We start from the raw sequence: 20,332 nt of genomic DNA, 5'->3' as shown, positions 1-20,332 counted from the left end.
GTTTTACCCTTTAAACCCCGCGCAGCCGCGCTACCATCAACAACCCGCTCACGCTGATGGCGTCGGTGATCTGGCTGTTCATCACCATATCGACGGCCTGCGCCAGTGGCAATTTCCAGACTTTCAAATCTTCGGTTTCTTCGGGCTCGTGTTCGCCTTCGGTCAGTTCCTCGGCTAAATAGATAAACCCTTCTTCGTCCGTGGCGGAGTTGGAGGTATGGATGCGGGAAAGCTGGGTCCATTTGGCGGCTTCCAGCCCCGTTTCTTCTTTCAGCTCTCGCTTCGCCGAATCGAGCGGATCGGTACCCAGCGGAGAGCCGCCTTCCGGGATTTCCCAGGAATATTCGTTCAGGGGGTAGCGGTACTGCCCAACCAGATACGTATTGCCGTCGGCGTCAATGGGAACGACGCCGGTCGCCTTGTTTTTGAAACTGACAACGCCGTAAATACCGGGCGATCCGGCAGGTGTGATGACTTCTTCATGCCTGACCGCCAACCAGTTATTTTCGTATTTAACGGCCGAATTGAGCGTTTGCCAGGGGTTTACAACTTCGTTCATGCCGACGAAAGTACGAACTTTTCGTCTACGATTGGCTACCTTTGTGGCCGGATTCGCACTCAGCCACCGTCGATGCTAACCGGGCGTCGTACTACCCGGTCTCACCTGACCAGGTCATCCTGACCGGAACCTGCGCTTGCTGCACTATGCTGACTTCACAACAACTGAAATACCGTTGGATGGGCATCTCGCTGGGGATGAGCCTTGTTCTGCTGGTCATAAAATTTACGGCTTATTTCCTGACGTTCTCAACGGCGATTCTGACCGATGCCGTTGAATCCATCGTCAACGTCATTGCCAGCGGCTTTGCTTTCTACAGCATTTACCTGGCTGGTCAGCCCCGCGACCAGAACCACCCGTACGGGCACGGGAAAATCGAATTTCTGTCGTCGGGTTTTGAGGGCGCGATGATCCTTTCGGCCGGAATCGTCATTTTCTGGCAGGCAATTCTCACCTACTTTGAACCCAAAACGCTCAGCCACCTCGACTGGGGTATTGCGCTGGTGGGCGTAACGGCGGTGGCCAACGGCTTTGTGGGCTGGAGCCTGATCCGGTCCGGGGCAAAAACCAACTCACTGGCACTCGACGCCGATGGGCGGCACCTGATGACAGATGCGCTCAGCAGCGTTGTTGTTATGGTGGGCGTGGCGCTGATCAAACTGACGGGTCAGTTCTGGATCGACAGCACGTTGTCGCTGCTGATCTCGTTTGTGATCGTTTACAACGGATTTCAGCTCATCCGGCAGTCGGTAGCCCGGCTCATGGACGCGACCGACGTACCGACGCTGGAACGGGTGGTTACCCTGCTGAACGTGCACCGGGACGAGAACTGGATCGACGTTCACAACCTGCGGGTGCAGCGCTACGGGGCTGACCTGCACGTCGACTGCCACCTGACCCTGCCCTATTACTGGCAACTGGAACAGGTACATAACCAGGTTCATCTGTTTGAAGATACGCTGAAAGACGGCTTTAACAACGAGGTCGAAATCTTTGTCCACTCGGACCCCTGCGAACAGGCCTGCTGCCACTACTGCCGCGTAGCCGACTGCCCCGTTCGGGCGTTTGCGTTCGTACGCGACGTTGACTGGACGCCCGCTAATCTCCCGCTGAACCAAAAGCATTTTGTCCCGCTAAGTCCCCAGGATATTCGTTAAGCCATGAAGGAGGACACCGACCCTATAAATCTCTACGAACCCCGGGTCTTTACGTCGAAGTTCATGCCTTCGCCGGAACTGGTGGCCCGGCTCAAGGGCGATGTCAACAAGTTTCTGATTGTTCGGGTGGAGGATATGTACAAACACGTAACCCGACCGGTACCCGCAACGCGGGCCACCATCCATTCGATGCTGTTCCTGACCTCGGGGGCGGCCACGATGAAGATTGGAAGTGACACGTACACCATTCAGCCGGGGCAGGTGTTAATTGTGCCTGCCGGGCAGGTGTTTTCGTTTTGCGAAAAGGATGTCAACAGAGGCTATCTCTGTAGTTTCCACGACGATTTTCTGATCGGCAAATTCAGCAGCGAGCGCTTGAAAGACTTCGAGTTTCTGCGCGTCTGGGGCAACCCCCGGATCAGTCTGGATGCGCAGACAGGCCAGTTTGTTGAGCACCTCTTTTCCCGAATTCTGCTTGATTATGCCGAGTACGGACTAAATAACCTGGACATTATTCAACCGTATCTGATTACGCTCCTCTGCGAAATCAACCGGGCGTATACGCCTATGTCGGGCAGCACACAAACCTCAGCGGTAAGCCTGACCAACCGCTTCAAAGAGTTACTGTTTACGCACGTCCGGACCCACCACCGTGTTACCGATTACGCGACGCTGCTGCACATTACACCGAACCATTTAAACAAGACCGTCAAGGCCATTACGGGAAAATCGCCGACGAAATGGATTGACGAAGCCATTGTACTGGAGGCTAAAGTCCTGTTGAGTCAGCGAACTACGTCCATCAGCCTTGTAGCCGCCGACGTTGGATTTACGGATCAGGCCTATTTCACACGGTTGTTTAAAAAGCAGGAAGGTATTACGCCATCTACTTTCCAAAAGATGATTGATTTGTCCTAAAACTGGCGTTACCTGTCCTAACGAGTTTTGGTACTGGGACAGAACTTTGCAGCGTAGCACGTACGCGTACGCTTACCCATATAGTACCTGATTTTACGGCGCTCAATCTTGTATTACCTTTCTGATGTATTCAATCCTGTTAGTGCTCCACTCCTACTGGCGGTGGATGGTGCTGTTGAGTCTGGTGTACGGCATCTACCGGGGTGTCCGGGGTTTCTCCGGTTCGGTTCCGTTTACGAAATTCGATAATCTGCTGCGGCATACCACGGCCACTATTGCCCACGTTCAATTGATACTGGGGTATCTGTTGTATTTCAATAGCCCGTTGGTGAGTTACTTCCGGAGTCACTATACCGAAGCCAGCAAGAATGCCACCGTGCAGTTTTTCGGCCTAACGCATGTCCTGCTGATGACCGTCGCCATCGTGCTGATCACGATCGGCTCGTCGGCGGCCAAGCGGCAACCGACCGATCAGGCCAAATTCAGGACCATGACCATTTGGTTTGCGCTAGCTCTGCTGGTCATCTTTGCGGCAATTCCCTGGCCATTCTCACCGCTGGCCAATCGTCCTTATTTTCGTCCGTTTTAACCATGCAAACTTTCTTCACCACCAAAATCGGCCGACTCCGGCTAATCGCTTTCCTCGAAGGCGTCTCCCTGCTCGTTCTAATCGGTATCGGCATGCCCCTGAAGTACGCTTATAACGACCCGAGCTGGGTCAAAAGCATCGGCCCGGTTCACGGTCTGTTCTTTGTGTTTTTCGTTATCAACACCATTAGCGTAGGCATTGAATACCACTGGAAGTTTACCGAAACGAGCTGGAAAGTCCTGCTGGCCTCGTTTATTCCGTTCGGTACGTTCTATGTCGACCACCAGATTCTGGCCCCTATTCACAAGCGCGAATCGAACAGCTAACTAGTTAGACCTGACAACAGCCGTAGTTTTGGACCGTTCGCTCAGTAAAACGGTATTATTTGAGAAAAAATTTGGATTATTTCTTTTAAGCAGCCAACTTTAACTCATCAAACCCGAAGGAGCGCGGGTTACCAAAATTGCTTTTTCAATTCAGGTTGTATTCAACACCGGAAAGGCTGGTCGCATTACGACCAGCCTTTTTTGTTTTCTGCCCCTGGTAGTCAGGCTCTTCCGCTTGCTGTCAGTTCCTACGGCCTTTTATCAAAAAAGCCACCCGCTACTCGGCATTGAGCCCCACTTTTGAGCCGACTCTTTCGCAACCAGGTGCTCATCGCTCATGCCGTTTTTCTTTATCCTTGTCAGTACGTTATGGCTTGTAGTCGGCATGCTGTATGCTAATTCACGAAAACCGGGGTACAGCCATTGGCGGGACACCATCAGTGAACTGGGAGAGATAGGTACTCCCCTTACACGGCCGGTAAGTTATGGCCTGTTTCTGCCCGTGGGGTTACTTTTGTGGCTGGCAGCCTGGCTGACGGAAGATAAAACTACGACTGGTCTGGCAACCTGCGTTGGTGCGGGTTACGTCATAGCGGCCCTGTTCCCCTGCGATGTTGGTTCGCCTGCGTCGGGCAGCGGGCGGCAGCAGCTGCACAACCTGGGCGGGGGCATTGAATACCTCGGTGGAGCTTACTGGCTAAGCCAGTTGAGCCCCGGTCCCACCATTGCCGGTTACAGCCTGTTTTCGCTGGCAGCGGGCGTAGTAGTCACCGGGGCGGTTCTCCTGTCTGTTCCTGGCATTCCTATCAGAGGGCTGACACAACGTATCGTTGAGGCTCTGTTATTCGGTAGCCTGCTGTTACTAGGCCTAGTTAATCAGCAGCCGCTTTCCGGGCTGTCGGATTACTTATTTTTTTAAGATTCCTTTCTCAACACTGTCATTGAGCAGTTGATCTGCGTACTGCCAGATCCGGTCAGACCCCTGCTGGATAACCTGTTTCCGGGAATACACCTGCTCATACTTTACGTCGAATTCGGCCCAGGTCCCGCCATTGTTCGACGTGTTCTGCAACAGGGGTTCGAGCCGGTCCATAGCCCGGGCAAACTTAGCTTCGTTGGTCTGGTTCTCCTCAAACTCTTCCCAGATGGCGATTAAGTCCGCGGCCTGCTCATCGGGCAGTAGGCCAAAGATTCGTTGAGCGGCTTTCCGCTCTTCAACCGTATTGGTATGATTCTTCTGCGTGTCATAAATAAACGTGTCGCCCGCGTCTATTTCGACAATATCATGAATCAGCAGCATCTTGATGACCTTGAGCAGATCGACCGGAAAATTCGCGTGATCAACCAGAACAAGAGCCATCAAGGCCAGATGCCAGCTGTGTTCGGCGTCATTCTCGTTGCGATTGCTGTTCAGCAGCTTCGTCTTGCGAAGGATGTATTTCAGCTTGTCTACCTCCTTGATAAACTCAATCTGTCTGAGGAGATTCGTCGATTCCATCTTGTTGCTTGTTAGTGATGAAACAAAGTTGAGCGATCTCCTGGTCAGCACAATTGCCAATTGGCAAGAAATGCGTCAGGTAATCTTTTTTCGGATTCGACTGAGCGAGGACGGGGTGATGCCCAGGTAAGAGGCCAGCATAGTGAGCGGAACCCGATTGGCCAGTCCTGGATAGTGATCCAAAAAATTTAGGTATCGTTTCTGGGCGTCCTGCACCAGCATATTGCTGGTAAATTTCAACTTGTTTTCCAGTACGTAGGACGTGATTTTAACGAATATATCCTGCCACCCGGGAATAAGCGCGGCCAGCTGCGTAAAGTCTTCTTTGGAAAAGACCAATAACTGGCAATCCGTAATGGCTTCAATGTACTCGGTGGAAGGCTTATCGTCGCGAAAGCTGTTAACATCAACCACAAATCGGTTTTCGTAAACAAAGTACCGGGTGAAGCTGTCACCTACCTTATCGTAATAACAGACCCGAAAAACGCCGTCCGTTACGTAGCCTATCTGCGTGGAGATTTTCCCCGCTTCGGCAAAATAAGCCCCTTTGGCGATGTGCCGGTGTCTGGCCTTCGTCTGAATCAGCTCCCGTTGCTGACCGTCAAGGTGACCAAATTCAAGCAGATAGGCAATTAGCTCTTCCATTGGTCAAAGCTATTAAGTAATGTACACAGATCGAATTTCCACTCCGGGTAGCTTTGTTACGTATACGTGGCAGATCCGACGATGAACGGTGATTCTCTCCGGACGATTGCGAACGCGAACTTCCCAAATCTTTCCAGAATTGACCACTACCTTAGAGATTTACTTGGCAGGTAACGTATGAAAGTGCTGGTAGTCGAAGATGAACAGGGTCTGGCCGAAAGTATTACGGCCTACATGAGCCGGGAGGGGTATATCTGCGAAACGGCCGCTACGTTTCAGGAGGCTGATGAACGGGTCTATCTTTATTCGTACGACTGCGTCATTGTCGACCTGACGCTGCCCGATGGGGATGGTCTTCAATTGATTCAGAATCTGAAGCGGCTGGAAGCAACAACCGGCGTAATCATCATTTCGGCCCGTAACTCACTGGAAGACAAACTAAAGGGTCTGGAAATTGGCTCCGACGATTACCTGACCAAGCCGTTTCACCTCTCGGAGTTGAACGCGCGGGTAAAATCGCTGTTACGTCGGCGGCAGTTTGGCGGACAAACGGAAATCCGGTTTGAGGAAATCCGGGTGGTACCCCAGTCGCGGCTGGTTTATGTGACCGATCAGCCAACCCCCCTCTCGCGAAAAGAGTATGACCTGCTGCTGTATTTTCTGTCCAATGTAGACGTTGTTCTGACGAAAATGTCCATTGCCGAACACCTCTGGGGCGACAACATCGACTCGGCCGATTCGCTGGATATGGTGTATTCGCACATCAAAAACCTGCGTCGCAAATTACTCGAAAAAGGCGCGGGCGATTACGTGCGTTCGGTGTACGGCATCGGCTATAAATTCAGTCCCTCTTGAAACTACTCGCCCAAACCAACCGGATCTACTTCGCCTTCTCGCTGGTCATTTACCTGCTGACCGCGCTGGCGTTCTACCAGATCATCCGGTACCTGATCTACGACGAGGTTGAAACCCGACTGCAGATCGAAAAGCAGGATTTCGAAGCCTACATCCGGACGCACGATACCTGGTCGAGCAGCCCGTATTTCGTCGAAAATAAAATTGAGATCATGCCGGTGAGTAATCGGCCGGTTGAGGGCGACGTATTGACCGACACGCTTATTCTTAACCGCTACGACAACGAGGTCACGCCCTTCCGGCAGCTGGCTTTTTACGCCCCCATTAAGGGTCAGCTCTACCGGGTTGAAATCCGGAAATCACTAATCCAGACCTTTCGGCTGATTGAAGCCATTACGTTGGCCATGCTCCTGTTTCTGGGCCTGCTCCTGCTGGGAACGTTCTGGTTTCAGAGTCGGCTGTCGGGGCGGCTCTGGCACCCGTTCTACGATACGTTGTCGCGCATCAAAGGCTTTGATATCCGGCAAAGCAGCCCCTTACAACTAGAACCCTCCAGCATTACCGAGTTCACCGAGCTGAACGACGTCTTCAACAAGATGGCCGACAAGATGCAGCACGATTACCGAAGCCTGAAGGAGTTTACGGAAAATGCCTCCCACGAGATGCAGACCCCCCTGGCACTGATTAACGCCAAGGTCGAGCAGCTCATTCAATCGGAGCAGTTGACACAGGAGCAAACTACCTGGATTGAAGCTATTTACCAGGCATCCCGGCGCATGGCGCGGCTGAACCAGGGGCTATTACTGCTGGCCAAGATCGAGAATCATCAATTCGTTGACGCCCAGCCCATCAATCTGACCCATGAGCTCATGCAGCGGCTGACGGATATGGAGGAGGTGCTGCACCATAAGGAAATCACCATTCGGGCCGAAGTGAACCCGGATCAGGCGTTCTACGCTACGTTACCCGCTTTTCTGGCCGAGAGTTTACTGTCGAATCTGGTCAGTAACGCCATCCGGCACAACTACCCGGGCGGGCGCATTGAGGTGCAGTCGTACACTCATTTGCTGTCACTCAGTAACACCGGTCCGGCTCCTGTAACGGATACAGCAGCGCTGTTTCAGCGGTTTAAGAAAGAAACCAGCGTTCAGGAATCCGTCGGACTTGGGCTGGCGATCGTGAAGCAGATCGGCGATACGTACGGACTGACCGTACGCTACCAGTTCGCGTCAGGGCTGCACACCATTACGTTGACACAAGCGTCCGTCCAGTCTGCGTTTACCGAATCAGCGCACGGCTCTGATAACAGGTAAACCAAAATCTTGCCCCCCAGCTTAATGGCCTGATGCCTTCCCTCCTCCACCGGCAGGCGTTGAGCAATCTGATTACAAGTCGGTCAGGCGTACGACAAAGGCTTGTCCAACGGTATTCTGCGGGAAACCGTTTCCCATCGAGACAGGATACCGTGAGCAGACTGCCATCAACTCACGATTGACTTTAAACAACCGATACGGATAACCGCGGATTGGCAGCGACCGTTGTCGGCGCAGGTTTCTGTCAAAGACATCAACGGCTTTGACCTGGCTGTTGGCCGCGTAGATCAGTTGACTGTCGTCACTGAAGGCATAATCCGCGTATACGCTGTTCGGTGAGTTGGCAGCAAGTGTCCCCTTCAGGACTAGATTGTAATCAAAAAGCGAACCTTTGTTCGAAGTCAGTAGATAAGTGCCATCGGGGGCAACCCGAACGATCCGGTGGTCGACGGGTGCGTCACCGACCTGCTCGATGGTAGAAATATACTCCCCCGTGGGCTTAAAATAATGCAGCACTGACCGGGTAGGAAAGCTATTCATACTAATTGCCAGCAGGTGAATCACCGGGTTAATGTCATTACGGAAGGCAATTAGTTTGTCGGCTCGTCTAGCGTAATAACCGCCTACTGCCGACGCTTTTCCCCCTACATAGCTCGTTATTACCTCACTCGATAAAAAAAACACATTTTCCGAAGTTGCCAGCGACCAGACTACGTTAGGACGCATAACATACTGCACCTTATTGAGATCTCCTCCCGGAAACCGAACGTAAGAGAACCCGGTCGGAACATACAAATCTCCCGTTCGAGGATCGATATGCGGATAATATGAATACTCGGTTTGATTAAAATTGAGAATAGCAAATCGGGCGTCGGCATAGCTGGCCACGCGCTTCGACTGAAGCGTGTAGGACTCAATTAAACCTGATTGATAAAACAGATAAAATTCCTGGCGCAGTGAATGGAACAGAATCTCATAGGGGCCATTGTTATCAACCGAAAACAGAAACGGGTGCTGGGGTAACGTACAGTCCACACTATTACTGGTGATACGCGCTGGCGTGCCCGGTGTCGACAAGAGCCCTACAACGGCGTAACGCAGATAAGGAGCATAAGGAATGTTTCTGTCAACGTACGTCGTTGAGTCAGCCTGATCAATCCGGGCTATAACGCTGAAACTTCCCGTCCGGGTAACGGGATCGAAAGCCGGATCTTCTGAGCGGAGCAGTTGGTAGGCCACAAAATCAGCGTGCGTCAAGCGGCTCCAGCGCAGGGCGATCTGCGTGCTGTCGGTGTTGAATCGGGCGTCCTGCAGAATGATTTTATCCGGGAAAGAGTCGGCTACCGGGTCGACGGGTTTGCAGCCCCAGTTCAGTAAAAAAATAAATGCCCACAGGGCCGGCAAAGGCACTACTTTTTTCGCGCGGTTTCGGTACTTTGTCATTTGTCTGAAAACTAAACATATCGCCTTTTATTCTTTATATGCCGCTACGTTTACCTGCTTATTTTTTTCTACTTATCTGTTTTTTTCAATCCGCACCGGTCCAAGCTCAATGGCAGCGTGTGTTTACGGGGTCATCCAGGTGGCCCGCTTCGGTGTACTCGCAAGGAGACGAAACCTGGTCATCGGTCGTTCAGGAAGTAAATGGTATCACATCGAGTCGGAACGTAGCGTACACGTCCGATGAAGGGCAAACCTGGTCGTTCGTTGGTACGTCGACCGGTCCTAATTACCCCGATCCTCCCGCCAGATCGCTGGTAAAGCTCAACGGACGGCTGTTTGCCGCCAGCGGTGCTGGTCTGTACGTATCGACGGACGGCGGTAAAATATGGGCTGGCGTCAAAACTGAGTCACCGTTCACCAATATCTCGCAGTTGACGACCAATGGCCAGTTGTTAATCGCGGCCCGGTACGACTACGAGGGGGCGGTGCTGCTCTCCGCTGACTATGGCGTAACCTGGCAAACCAGTCCGGTCCAGGACTTAAAAGGAATTGCCTGCCGGAACGATTCGCTCTTCGCCTATACCTCTTCGGCAATATTGCTTTCCACGAACGCTGGTAAGACGTGGACAAAATTACTTGACAGCCAGTATTCCATTCAGCAAATCGCGGTCACCAACACGGGTAGTCTGCTAGTAACGAGCAACCGGGACGGTTTTCGAGTGTATGATCTGAATCGGCAGGCGTGGCGCATCATAACGCTCACGTCCCGGTTGAACCAGACTGAGCAACCGTCAACCCGACTGCTGGCCGTAACCGATAAGTTCTGGTTTGTTTCGACAGACTACACCCGGAATGTGTATGCCAGCACGGACCAGGGGAAGACCTGGATTGACATCAGCGCCGGTTTACCAACCGACCGCCGACGTTACATTTCCGGTCTGACAGCCCTGTCGGTATCCAACCGTTCGGTATTTACGATCCTTGGACCGTCAATCTGGCGACGGGATTTAAGCGAACTGCAATCCGACTACGTTGAATTTCCCGATAGTCTGGTCGCGACAACCAGCCCCCGCGATCAGACAGTGTTGACCTGGCGCGACAATAGCCTGACCGAAACGGGTTTCCGGATCGAACGAGGCTTGTCCGAAACAGGTCCGTTTGCCGAAATCGCCCGGCTACCCGCCAACGTGACTCAGTACACAGACACCGATGTTGCAAACGGCCCAACGTACTACTACCGACTCAGAACCGAGGTCAATAGTCAGTTATCCGGTTATAGCCCCGTACTCACCGCGATCCGACCAGTTCGGAGCTGTCAGTCGATCAATCGCATTATGGGTACGAGTTTTTCCGATGTTCAGATGGTTACCGACAGCCGGGGGTATCTGGTTGAAGAGAACTCGGACGGATCTACTCAACAGCAATTACTGGAAACGCTGGATGGCGGAAAAAGCTGGCACGCTATTTTTCCGCGGCTGGGCAGAGCTTATTTTTCATTCGTTCGGTTCAACGGTACCGATCGAGGGTATATCGTGAGCGGTAGCGGTAACTTATTGCAAACCCGCGACGGCGGGAAGAGCTGGCGCGAGGCTCTAACGGCCAACACCTTTATAAGAGCTCCTCATTTCGTGGATGACAAGATCGGTTTCACAGCGGGGCAGAACGGCATGATTTACGCGACAACCGACGCCGGTGATACCTGGATTGGCCGGGAGAGTCGGCTACGGGATCCCAGCTCTATCTGGTTTATCAATCAACGGGTTGGTTACGCGACGGCAGGAAATTCTGTCCTGAAAACAAACGATGGGGGCTATAGCTGGGTGCCTGTATTTACGGATAACCAATCCTACGCAACCATGCAGCGAGTCTGGTTCAAAACTGAATCCGTAGGTTTTGCTTTTGGCAATAATGGGTTGATAAAAACGACCAACGCTGGAGAAACCTGGAGCCGCCTGTCGGTTTCCAGTCGGACCCTCGCCATCATGGATCTCAAGCAAAATGCGGCTGGTCACCTGTTCGTGAGCGGTTTATATCCAGGGCCTAATCAATCCATAGGGCAGGGCTCCTTTCTGTTTAAATCTGTTGATCAGGGTGCTACCTGGGATTCGGTCGCCGTACCAGCCAGAGGTTACTTTACGCGGCTTAGCTTTTCCGGCCAAACGGGATGCCTGGTAGGGCCGGAACGCAGTATTGCCATGAGCTACGACGGGGGAGCTAGCTGGCAGTCGGTCAGCCATGACCCGTACTCAGTCCGTGCCGTAAGCCGGATCAATCAGTCGATCGTATCGGCGACGAGGACAGGGGCCAAAGCCATTGTATTGTGGAGCCGGGATGGTGGCGAGAGCTGGCAAAACTACGAAATTGCGCAACCGCAGGTCCTCAATGGCACCGTCTACGTGAAGCAGATCAATCCGGAGCGGGTTATCGTTCTGACCGATTACCTGGTGAGCCAGACGAACGATGGTGGCCGCACCTGGGCCTCTCGATCGCTGCCCATGGCCGGCAAGCAGTTCTACAACCTGGTCATCGTCAACGAAAGAATCATGTACGGCGTTATCCCGCGCGATTCTCGCGACGGCCTGGACCTACTCAAAACTACTGACGGTGGCCTCAGCTGGCGCATTTTGCCTACGCCGTTCAACCCCAACATAGCCATGTCCTTCCTCGACGAGAACAACGGGCTGGTTAACGCTAATTACATCGGGGATATGTACAAAACCAGCGACGGCGGACAAACCTGGCAGAAGTTACGCGTCAGCGTAGACGGGAAGGGCATGTTTCCGAGCGGCCTGCAACTGGTTACGCCAGCCATTGCTTTCGCCTGGGAATCGGAGCTACTTTACAAAACCGACAACGGTGGGCAAACCTGGCAGTCCGTTAACTTGTCCAGTACCCAACTGCCGGCTTCATCCAGCCAGCCCATTCATTCCTGTTTGTTTGTCAACACGAATCTTGGCTACATGCATCGCAGTGGTCAATTGTACAAGACCGAAGATGGTGGCCGAACATGGCGGGGAATGGGAGGGCTGGCAGCGGGGAATGGATTTGCCCAGATAACGGCCGATGACGAATTCTTATTTTTGTCTAATAATTACTACGGGGCGCTTGGCAAAGTACTACTGCGCGAGACGCCAGCAATGCCTCACGAACCCATCGGTAAAGTGGTAGGGTGTTTGGGGACTCAGCAAACCTACTCGATCACCAACCAGGATGCGTATTCCTACGAGTGGCAGTTGCTGGGTGGAGGTCAGTTGGCCGTGAACCGTAGTCGGGTCACGATTGCGGTTACTACGCCCGGTACGTATACATTAACCGTCCGGTCGCTGGACGAGTGTGGTGTTAGTGACGTAAAGGCCATCCAGCTGCCCGTGCGAACACGACCTGCCACACCGGTCTGGGAAGCGCAGGCGTTGAGTCCATGTCCGGCAACAAGCGTTTCCTACAGCGTTCGGCCGGTAGATCAGCTGAGCTACGACTGGCGGATTAATGACAGCTTGTTGGTCAGTGACCGCTCCAGTACGGTTGGCATCACCTGGCCCAAACCGGGTGCCCATACGTATGTGCTTTCCGTTGTGGGTAACGATGGGTTCTGCAGCAGCGATCCTGTTTCCAGTACGGTCATTGTCAAATCGCTACCGGTAAAACCCCTCGTATCTCAGTCTGGGTCGGGTGAGTTGCAAACAAATTTTACCGGTCAGGTTCAATGGACGTTCCGGGGACAGCCAATCCCAGGGGCTACCAATCAGAAATACACGGCGAATCAGGGCACAGGGTTTTACGCCGTGCGAGCGATTAATGAGTGTGGCTATACGCTTTCAGATTCCGCGTTTCTGATGATTACGGCGCTCGAAAACGGCTTAGTGGATAGGGTAACCGTTTTCCCCAATCCAACCCAAGCCCGATTGTCCATCGATGTAACTCACCCCAGGACAAAGCCACTGCCGCTGACTTTAACCACGTTATCCGGTCAACCGATGATCAGCCGATCACTAGCGCCCGGTACTGTTCGCGACGAAATCGATGTCAGCGGCTTGCCAACGGCGACTTACCTGCTGATCGTTGGCGACGACAAAGAAAGGGCCGTCTATAAAATTATAAAACAGTGATACGTAGCCGCGCTGTAGACTGGCTAACTCAAATGTGAGCCTATTCACGTTCATTACCTGCCCGGTTGAGCTGGCCAGAAATTGATTCCCGTATCAGCCGGACAGAGTCGTTGTCAAGCCGGGTTGCCCTCATTTGGGACATCCTGATCTTCTGGCCTGATCAGCTAGTTTGTCGGTTTGGGATAATTGGTAGAGCCTTTCATAGGATTAAGTTGCCTGTGTTTTCCCTCAAGGCACAGGCAACGTCACTGCCCTCGCGCTGGGCCTACTTCTTACTGGCATGATCGCCCCGTACGGCTTTCCGGCCGTCAAGAGCCGCATCCAGCCGCAAAAACCGAGCGGCATTGTTGTAAAAAATGTCCCGCTTCTGAGCCGCGCTCAAAAAAGGTGCCTGCTCAATCGCCTGGATGCCCACAGCAATAGCCCCAGGCCACACCATCTGATCCGAACCGAACATCACCCGCTTGCCAAAACCCGCATCCATGATGCGTTTTAGGTAGGCATAAAATTCTGCCCGGGGCAAAATATAGCAGATCACCCCTAGATTCACATACGCCTGGGGGTGCGTATACAGGGTGGCCAGCAAATCATCCCCCAGCGGCCACCCCGCATGCGCGATGGCCACCCGCAATTTTGGATGACGAATCATGGCCTCTTCGGCCGTGAAGGCGCTGTGCAAGCGGGCCCGATACTTGGGATTCCCGAAATAGGCCACCCCCGGCGGTCCCGTACCAATGTGTACACTGACCGGCACGTCAAACTCTTCGGCTAGTTTGAGGTAGGGTTCGACCACCGAATCCGACAGGGTGATGCCCTGATACTGCAGACACAGCTCGCCAAACACCTTGACGGCCCCCGTCTGAAAATACTGCCGCAGCGAGTCCAGGGTGAGCATAGGGTCCCCCATGGTAAACAGCACACCTGGAATGATGCGATCCGGGGCTTGTTGTTGCCAGCGTCGTACGTAGGCCATCGGCCCGCTCGTCACCCCGATAATGTTATACTTGTTGAGTAGCGCAATGGTTTGGTCACGCAAGGCGTCATCGGAGGGGGCGGAGGTCAAGCAGTTGGCACACATTGAGGAAGATTTGAGCAACTGATTGGCATAGCCCAGCCCCCCACCCTGTTTGGGATCCTGCGCCGACCAATCACGATAGGGGGCGCCAATGGTGACGGGTGGAGGGCCCTGGGCGGTAAAGGGAAAGGCATGCAGATGCATGTCGATGATAGGCAATCGTTGGTGGCTGCTTTGAGCCCAGGCCATTTCTGGGGTTAGCAGGCAAGCTAAGCTGGTCAGGCCATAAAGGGAAACGTGGCGCAGTAGGGTACGAAATCGAATCACGGGAGTAGGTATCAAGGTGGTTACTTCAGGCTAAAAGTAATCATGGCGTGTCTAGCAGGCAACCGGATAAATATATGGTATCAGGCGTATCATGAGACGCCCATTATTTCTGTCTTTAATACGCCCGAAGGTTGCAACATCGGCTGAAGATTCTACTGTTCCACCTGGTAGGATGTTGTGAGACGGATCATGCACGGTTTGTGTCAAGCTATGTCAGTGCAATACAGCCCCAGCCACCGGCGTACTATCCGGTAACGTCCGCCAAAATTACCACGCAAAACGCCCCGCCAGAGTGACCAGGCGGGGCGCTGCAAAAGGTATGGTTTAGGCTAAGGTGGACTTAGTCGGCTTTGATGACCTTCACCGTTTTGCTTTGAGTGGGCGTGCTCACCTGTAGCAAGAATAAACCGCCCGCCTGGCCAGCCACTGACAATTGATGCCGCTGGGTAGCCTCCGCACTCGGTACATGCTGCTGGTGGACCACCCGACCCTGGGGTGTTAGCAGCTGCAGCTGCAGAGCTTGGCCTTCGGCACCTGTTACCTCAACGCTTACCTGATCGTTCTGGATCGGATTACCCAGCACCTTGATGGTAAGCTCGGTGCCGGCTTCCGCATAGGCTACCCGAGCCGAGCCGCTGGGCTCCTGCCCCCATAGTCGCTCATTGCCCGCATAGACGACCACCCGGCTATTCTGGCTACGGTCCTGGGGTTGCTCCTGGTACGAGTAGTCATTGGCCTGGTTGAAGCGGCCACCGTCGGGTTTGCTGATTCGGTACCGGATCGTACCTGTGCTGGTGCCCGGTGCCAGTTGACCGCTCTGGTTGAAGATCAGCTCCAGGTAGGTGTCGGCTCCGTTTACCGGCTGAGGTAACTTAACGAGTCGCGCGCTCACGTTGCCTTCATCAACCTCCACCTGCAGCCGTTCGTTACCGTCTGACGTGAAGTAGTAGCGCGCTTTCAGATCGCTGTAGTTGATGGCTACGTTACCCTCATTACGCACTTCCAGATACGTACTGATTTGAGTCGCGTCAGGACCATTCTTACTCTCCGTCAGCGCCCGAACCGCCCGGACCTGGACGCCACTTCCTGGTTCTACCCCCGCGATTAGGGCACCATCGTAATAAGCCGTAATGCGCAGGTTACCCGTCAATTGGTTGCGAACCGTGTTGTATGAATAGTCATCCAGCTCATTTAAGGGGCCATAGTCACTTTTAGTGAAGTAGCTCTGGATAGGACCCGAGTCAGCGCCGGTCGCCAGGCTGCCCGCTCCCTCGGTGAAACTGTACTCCACGTAACCGGTTGCTCCCTGCTGGGCCGGATTGAGTGCCACGTAACGCAGTCTGACGTTCTGGTTACCTACCTGGGCGTAGTTCATTGAGAGATTACCCAGCGTTCCCCCGCCTTCCACCGTCACATAATAACGTAGCGTTACTCTGGATAGCGGCAAGGGGCCAGTGCTGTTGTTTTGCAGGACCAGCAGAGGCTGGATGGCATTGTTGTCAGCGTAGTTGTCCACGTCCCGGTGCAACACCGTCAGACGGGCACCAACAGTCACCGTGGCGGTAGCTAGGGGACCAGTACAGCCCTCAACCGTACAACTGGCCCGGTAGACAAACGTACCGGCCTGCGTAGTAGGTACGCTGATGGTATTGCTGGTACCAGCACTATTGTTAGGACCCGTCCAGTTGATACTACCCGCACAGCCGCTGATGAGCAAAGTAACGTTGCCTGTATTCAGATCCACGGTAACCGTTGACTGCCCACTCTGAGTGGTGACAACTGGCGCATTGGGCACCTCTTTGACCGTCACCGTCTGAGAGGTCGTCTGACTACAGCCACTGCTGTTGGTGTACGAATAGATCACCGTATGGGAGCCTACAGGTAGAACAGCTGGGTTGAACTGCGCAGCCTGATTCCCATCAATGGTGAAGGTGCCGCCTGCTGGTGAACCCACCAGCGTAACCGTTGCCGCGTCTTTACAGTAAGCACTCGCCAGGCCCGTAATCGAGACCGCCGGTAGCGGGTTAACGGTAATCGACTGGCTGGCGCTGACGCGTTGGCTGGCATCCGTCACGATGAGCGTAAAGCTTTGCAGCCCCTCACCCGCTGCCGTAATGGTTCGGCTAAAGGCGGTACCGTCCCCCGTTCCTGTGACTGGACCATTGCCATTGGTCAGCGTGTAGCTGTAGGGGCCATCCGCATTGCTTACTGTAGCGGTAAAGGTGAGTGGACTGCCCACACACACATTAGAGTTGAGCGGAGCAAAACCCGTTAAGGTCAGCGGCAGATAGCTGATTGAGTAGGGATTTGCGGCCGTGTTTCCATTGATGGCGGCATCCTGGGCTACGTTGGCGGCTATGTTCACCGTGACGGGGCCGTTAGCTAACGGCGTTACTATGAAGGTATAGGTAGTACCGCTGCCCGTAAAGCCCGACAGGGTTCCATTCGTGAGGGTAATGTCTCCCGCCACAAACTCGGTTACCGACTCAGAGAAGGTTACCGCAAAGGGAATGGGGCTGGTTCGGGTAGTGCCGGCGTTGGGTGCCGCGGAGGAACTGATCGTCACCGTCGGCCGTATCTGATCGATGGTGAAGGTCTGACCGCTGGTGAATCCGCCACTGATAGGATTTCCCGCCAGGTCCGTAATACCCGAGCCGCTGCTGTTGACGTCCAGTCGCAGGGTACCGTTACCCTGCACCTCACTCACGATTACGTCATATTGACTGTTACTGGTATTGTTGACGGGTTGCGTACTCACGATTGTGCCGGTAACGGAGCCATCAGTGGTTATGAGTGAGAAACTGCCGTTGTTAACGCCGGTTACGGCTTCATTGAAGCTGACGCGGAAAATCACCGCCGTCCCGTTGGTGAGTGGGCCCGTGGGGTTCTGGCGGTCACTACTGCTGACGGTTGGTGCCACGCCATCTACCAACACGCCCACCGTCGAGGGAACAGTATTGAGCGTCAGGGTAGCGTCGTTTCCTACCCCATCGCGAATCGTACCGCCGTTGAGTGTCAGTGCGCCTACCGCAATGCCATCGGTATCACTGTCACCCGCCTGCACGGTATAGCTAAACAAAAGGGCCTGGGTACCACTGCCCGAGACATAGGTAGCCTGACGCGTCGTCGCACCAATGGTGAGCCCAACCTGTGGCGCACCCGTCACCGTAACCAGTTCGGACATATTCACGGTAATGGGCAGCGTTTGGCCAGTCCGGTAGGTGCCGTTGGCGGGCACGCCTACGCTGCTGACCGTAGGCGCTACGGTATCAACGGTGAAGGTGTTGGTGTTCGAATTGACGCTCACAGTCGAGCCGCTGGACTGGGCCGTGGCGTACACCGTGTGATTGTCCTGGCTGAGGGCCGTGGGCTGGGTGAGTCTCCAGTTACCCAACGCGTCGGCCGAGGTCGTACCGATACTGCTGCCGTCCACGTACACCATCACAGTGCTGTTGGCCGGGGCCGTACCGCTATAGTCCGGAGTGCTGTCGTTGGTTCGGCTGCCATTGGCGGGCGTCAGCACTACTGGGGCCGCCGTCACGGGCTGGTTATACGTAATGCTTAAGGGAGAGGCTTCTGTGTTACTATTGCCAGCATTGTCCTGAGCTACGTTCGCCGGTAGTTCGACCGTCACCACCCCGCTGGTCGTGAGCGTCACCGAAAACGTATAGGTGGTACCGCTGCCCGAAAAACCGGTGATTGTGCCACCCGTCACGGTTAGATCACTACCCACAAAGCTGGTAACGGTTTCCGAGAAGGTGATGGTGAACGGAATAGGACTGGTGCTGGTAGGATTTTGCGCCGATGAACCAATGGTAGCCGTTGGCCTAACCGAATCGACGATGAAGGTGTTGGTATTACTGTCTACACTGTTGTTGCCAACCGCGTCCGTTGCTCTGGCCCGCACCGTATGACTCCCTTGAGCCAGGGCCGTAGGCTGGGATAAAGACCAGTTGCCCGCGCTGTTGGCCGTAGTGGTGCCGATGCTGGAGCCGTCGATGATCACAGTCACCGTCGAGCTAGCCTCGGCCGTACCCACGTAAGACGGCATGGTTGTATTGATGAAACTACCGTTGGCTGGCGTTAGTGCTACCGGGGCAGCTGGGGGCGTCTTGTCGATCGTGTAGAGCGAAGTGCCGGTGAAGGGCTCGTTAGAAATGCTGGGTGTGAGGCCGTTGTCATTGGCCAGCGTCAGCCCGAGTGTGCCGCTGCCGCTCCCCGTGTTTACGCTCACGGTGTAAGTCGTACCTGAGCCGCTTACGCTCGCGATGCTGCTGCCAGTAATTCCGCTGCCCGGTGACGTAGCGAAATTACTCGTCGTAATTCCCGCAACGCTGCTGGCGAACGTGACGGTGAACTGCACGGTACTGGCGTTGGTGAGGCTGGTGCCATTGAGAGTGATGGATGTGACCGTCGTCGGAGCTTGTGCTGTTCCAACAGCAAGGCCCACAATACCCGTATTAGCGGTTCCGATCTGGGCACCATTGTCGAGTAACAGGGTGATATTACCAGCCGGCGTCACGGCTGCAATATCCCGGTTGTTAATACTTATGTCGTTTACCAGTATCCGATTATTGACCGCATCGTAGGCTAGCGAGCCTGGCGCGGTAGGAAAACCCCGGGTATTACTGTTTACATCTACTACAATCTGCTCCGGCCCACCGCTCAGTGGAATGCGCCTTAACTGATCGTTAAACGTACCGATGCCATTATCCCGCAGAACGTAATAAAGTGAGTTGTCGGCAGTGTTGACAGCAAGGCCGCCCTGGGTAGTAGTGACGGTAGCACCGCCAGAAGAGATTTCCGCAAAAGAAAAAGCCTTCGTTACGACACGGGTGGATAAGTTTACGGCCGACACGTACAGGTTGTTGTTTTCTAGATCGCTAACGGTACTGGACACACCATTTGCCACCAGCAGGCGATTGTTCTGCCGGTCAATGACCAGAGTTTGGGGTGTAAGCGGGAAGTTGGTAGTATTGCTGTTAACAACAATTTCCTCGCTACCACCGGCCAGCGGAATACGACGTAACTGGTCTGAAGATGTTCTGAAGTTGTTATCGCTGACATTATAATATACATAGCCGCCGACGTTGTCTACGACTATACCCGTTACGACAGTGGCAGTACTACTGGCTATAGGGCTGATAGTTGCAAACAGACTAGATGTTCCACTAGTACTGACGACGTACAAAGCTGGACTTGTAGCGACAACGTTTGCCACAAAGACCCGGTCACCGACCGCGTCGTAAGCTATCTGCGCCAGCGAAGCGGGGAAGTTGGTACCGCCGTTGTTGCTGTACACAACGGATTCCCCACCACCGTTCAGCGGAATGCTCCGTAGCTGGTCGTTGAAGGAGTTTAAGCTGCCATCACTGACGGCGTAGTATATCCGGCTCTGTGCGTAGCCGGTTGGCACTCGACTGAACAGCAGTATCAACAGCCACCACACCAGAGTAAGTTGCGGCTTGAACAAGTAATGATGTTTCATAAACGAAGCAGAAAGAGAGAAAAGGCAGATATAATTTATAGAGCAGGTGTAGTAAAAACTTTAGCAGCGGACTAGCATGGCTACTCCACTGCT

General features: G+C 53.9%; 14 protein-coding genes. 8 read left to right on the top strand and 6 right to left on the bottom strand.

Going from position 1 to position 20,332, the window contains the following annotated elements; translation table 11 throughout:
• Positions 1–10: 10 nt before the first annotated feature.
• Positions 11–559 carry an NUDIX domain-containing protein gene (locus tag HU175_RS13425; protein WP_176567087.1) on the bottom strand — a complete coding sequence of 183 codons (549 nt, stop codon included), beginning with the start codon at positions 557–559 and terminating at the stop codon, positions 11–13.
• Positions 560–705: 146 nt separating this feature from the next.
• On the opposite strand from HU175_RS13425, the gene HU175_RS13420 reads away from it, so the two are divergent.
• The 5 genes from HU175_RS13420 to HU175_RS13400 all read left to right on the top strand — a co-directional run bounded on the left by HU175_RS13420 (position 706) and on the right by HU175_RS13400 (position 4,468).
• The gene (locus HU175_RS13420; RefSeq protein WP_176567086.1) at positions 706–1,716 is read left to right on the top strand and encodes a cation diffusion facilitator family transporter; all 1,011 of its coding nucleotides are present in this window, start codon (positions 706–708) and stop codon (positions 1,714–1,716) included.
• A gap of 3 nt (positions 1,717–1,719) precedes the next feature.
• On the top strand, positions 1,720–2,634 hold the full coding sequence (locus HU175_RS13415; protein ID WP_176567085.1) for an AraC family transcriptional regulator: 915 nt from the start codon (positions 1,720–1,722) through the stop codon (positions 2,632–2,634).
• Positions 2,635–2,758: 124 nt separating this feature from the next.
• The gene (locus HU175_RS13410; protein ID WP_176567084.1) at positions 2,759–3,223 is read left to right on the top strand and encodes a hypothetical protein; all 465 of its coding nucleotides are present in this window, start codon (positions 2,759–2,761) and stop codon (positions 3,221–3,223) included.
• Positions 3,224–3,225: 2 nt separating this feature from the next.
• Positions 3,226–3,549, top strand: coding sequence for a DUF3817 domain-containing protein (locus tag HU175_RS13405; protein ID WP_176567083.1), 324 nt, complete (start codon positions 3,226–3,228; stop codon positions 3,547–3,549).
• Positions 3,550–3,886: 337 nt separating this feature from the next.
• A complete protein-coding gene (locus HU175_RS13400) occupies positions 3,887–4,468 on the top strand; it encodes a DUF998 domain-containing protein (RefSeq protein WP_176567082.1) in 582 nt (193 codons plus the stop codon).
• Here HU175_RS13400 and HU175_RS13395 read toward each other — a convergent pair.
• Complete coding sequence (locus HU175_RS13395) at positions 4,457–5,047, bottom strand: HD domain-containing protein (RefSeq protein ID WP_176567081.1); 591 nt, start codon at positions 5,045–5,047, stop codon at positions 4,457–4,459. The genes HU175_RS13400 and HU175_RS13395 overlap by 12 nt on opposite strands.
• Positions 5,048–5,122: 75 nt before the next feature.
• On the bottom strand, positions 5,123–5,692 hold the full coding sequence (locus tag HU175_RS13390; protein WP_176567080.1) for a Crp/Fnr family transcriptional regulator: 570 nt from the start codon (positions 5,690–5,692) through the stop codon (positions 5,123–5,125).
• A 177-nt stretch (positions 5,693–5,869) separates the two neighbouring features.
• On the opposite strand from HU175_RS13390, the gene HU175_RS13385 reads away from it, so the two are divergent.
• Both HU175_RS13385 and HU175_RS13380 read left to right on the top strand, forming a co-directional pair.
• Positions 5,870–6,547: a response regulator transcription factor gene (locus HU175_RS13385; RefSeq protein ID WP_176567079.1), complete on the top strand. Its 678-nt coding sequence runs from the start codon at positions 5,870–5,872 to the stop codon at positions 6,545–6,547.
• Positions 6,544–7,860 carry a sensor histidine kinase gene (locus tag HU175_RS13380; protein ID WP_176567078.1) on the top strand — a complete coding sequence of 439 codons (1,317 nt, stop codon included), beginning with the start codon at positions 6,544–6,546 and terminating at the stop codon, positions 7,858–7,860. The genes HU175_RS13385 and HU175_RS13380 overlap by 4 nt, the downstream gene beginning before the upstream one ends.
• Before the next feature lie 72 nt (positions 7,861–7,932).
• On the opposite strand, the gene HU175_RS13375 is transcribed toward HU175_RS13380, so the two are convergent.
• Positions 7,933–9,303, bottom strand: coding sequence for a hypothetical protein (locus tag HU175_RS13375; RefSeq protein ID WP_176567077.1), 1,371 nt, complete (start codon positions 9,301–9,303; stop codon positions 7,933–7,935).
• Between the two features lie 152 nt (positions 9,304–9,455).
• Here HU175_RS13375 and HU175_RS13370 point away from each other — a divergent pair, with 152 nt between their 5' ends.
• Positions 9,456–13,409, top strand: coding sequence for a YCF48-related protein (locus tag HU175_RS13370; protein ID WP_176567076.1), 3,954 nt, complete (start codon positions 9,456–9,458; stop codon positions 13,407–13,409).
• A 265-nt stretch (positions 13,410–13,674) separates the two neighbouring features.
• Here HU175_RS13370 and HU175_RS13365 read toward each other — a convergent pair whose 3' ends face one another.
• Positions 13,675–14,751, bottom strand: a complete 1,077-nt coding sequence (locus HU175_RS13365) for an amidohydrolase family protein (protein WP_176567075.1) — start codon at positions 14,749–14,751, stop codon at positions 13,675–13,677.
• A 340-nt stretch (positions 14,752–15,091) separates the two neighbouring features.
• Positions 15,092–20,239 carry a cellulose binding domain-containing protein gene (locus HU175_RS13360; protein ID WP_176567074.1) on the bottom strand — a complete coding sequence of 1,716 codons (5,148 nt, stop codon included), beginning with the start codon at positions 20,237–20,239 and terminating at the stop codon, positions 15,092–15,094.
• Between the last annotated feature and the right edge of the window lie 93 nt (positions 20,240–20,332).

It is taken from the genome of Spirosoma sp. KUDC1026 (assembly GCF_013375035.1).
GTDB lineage: Bacteria > Bacteroidota > Bacteroidia > Cytophagales > Spirosomataceae > Spirosoma.
The sequence above is the reverse complement of the archived record's forward strand: the minus strand, read 5'-3'. Positions and strand labels throughout refer to the sequence as shown.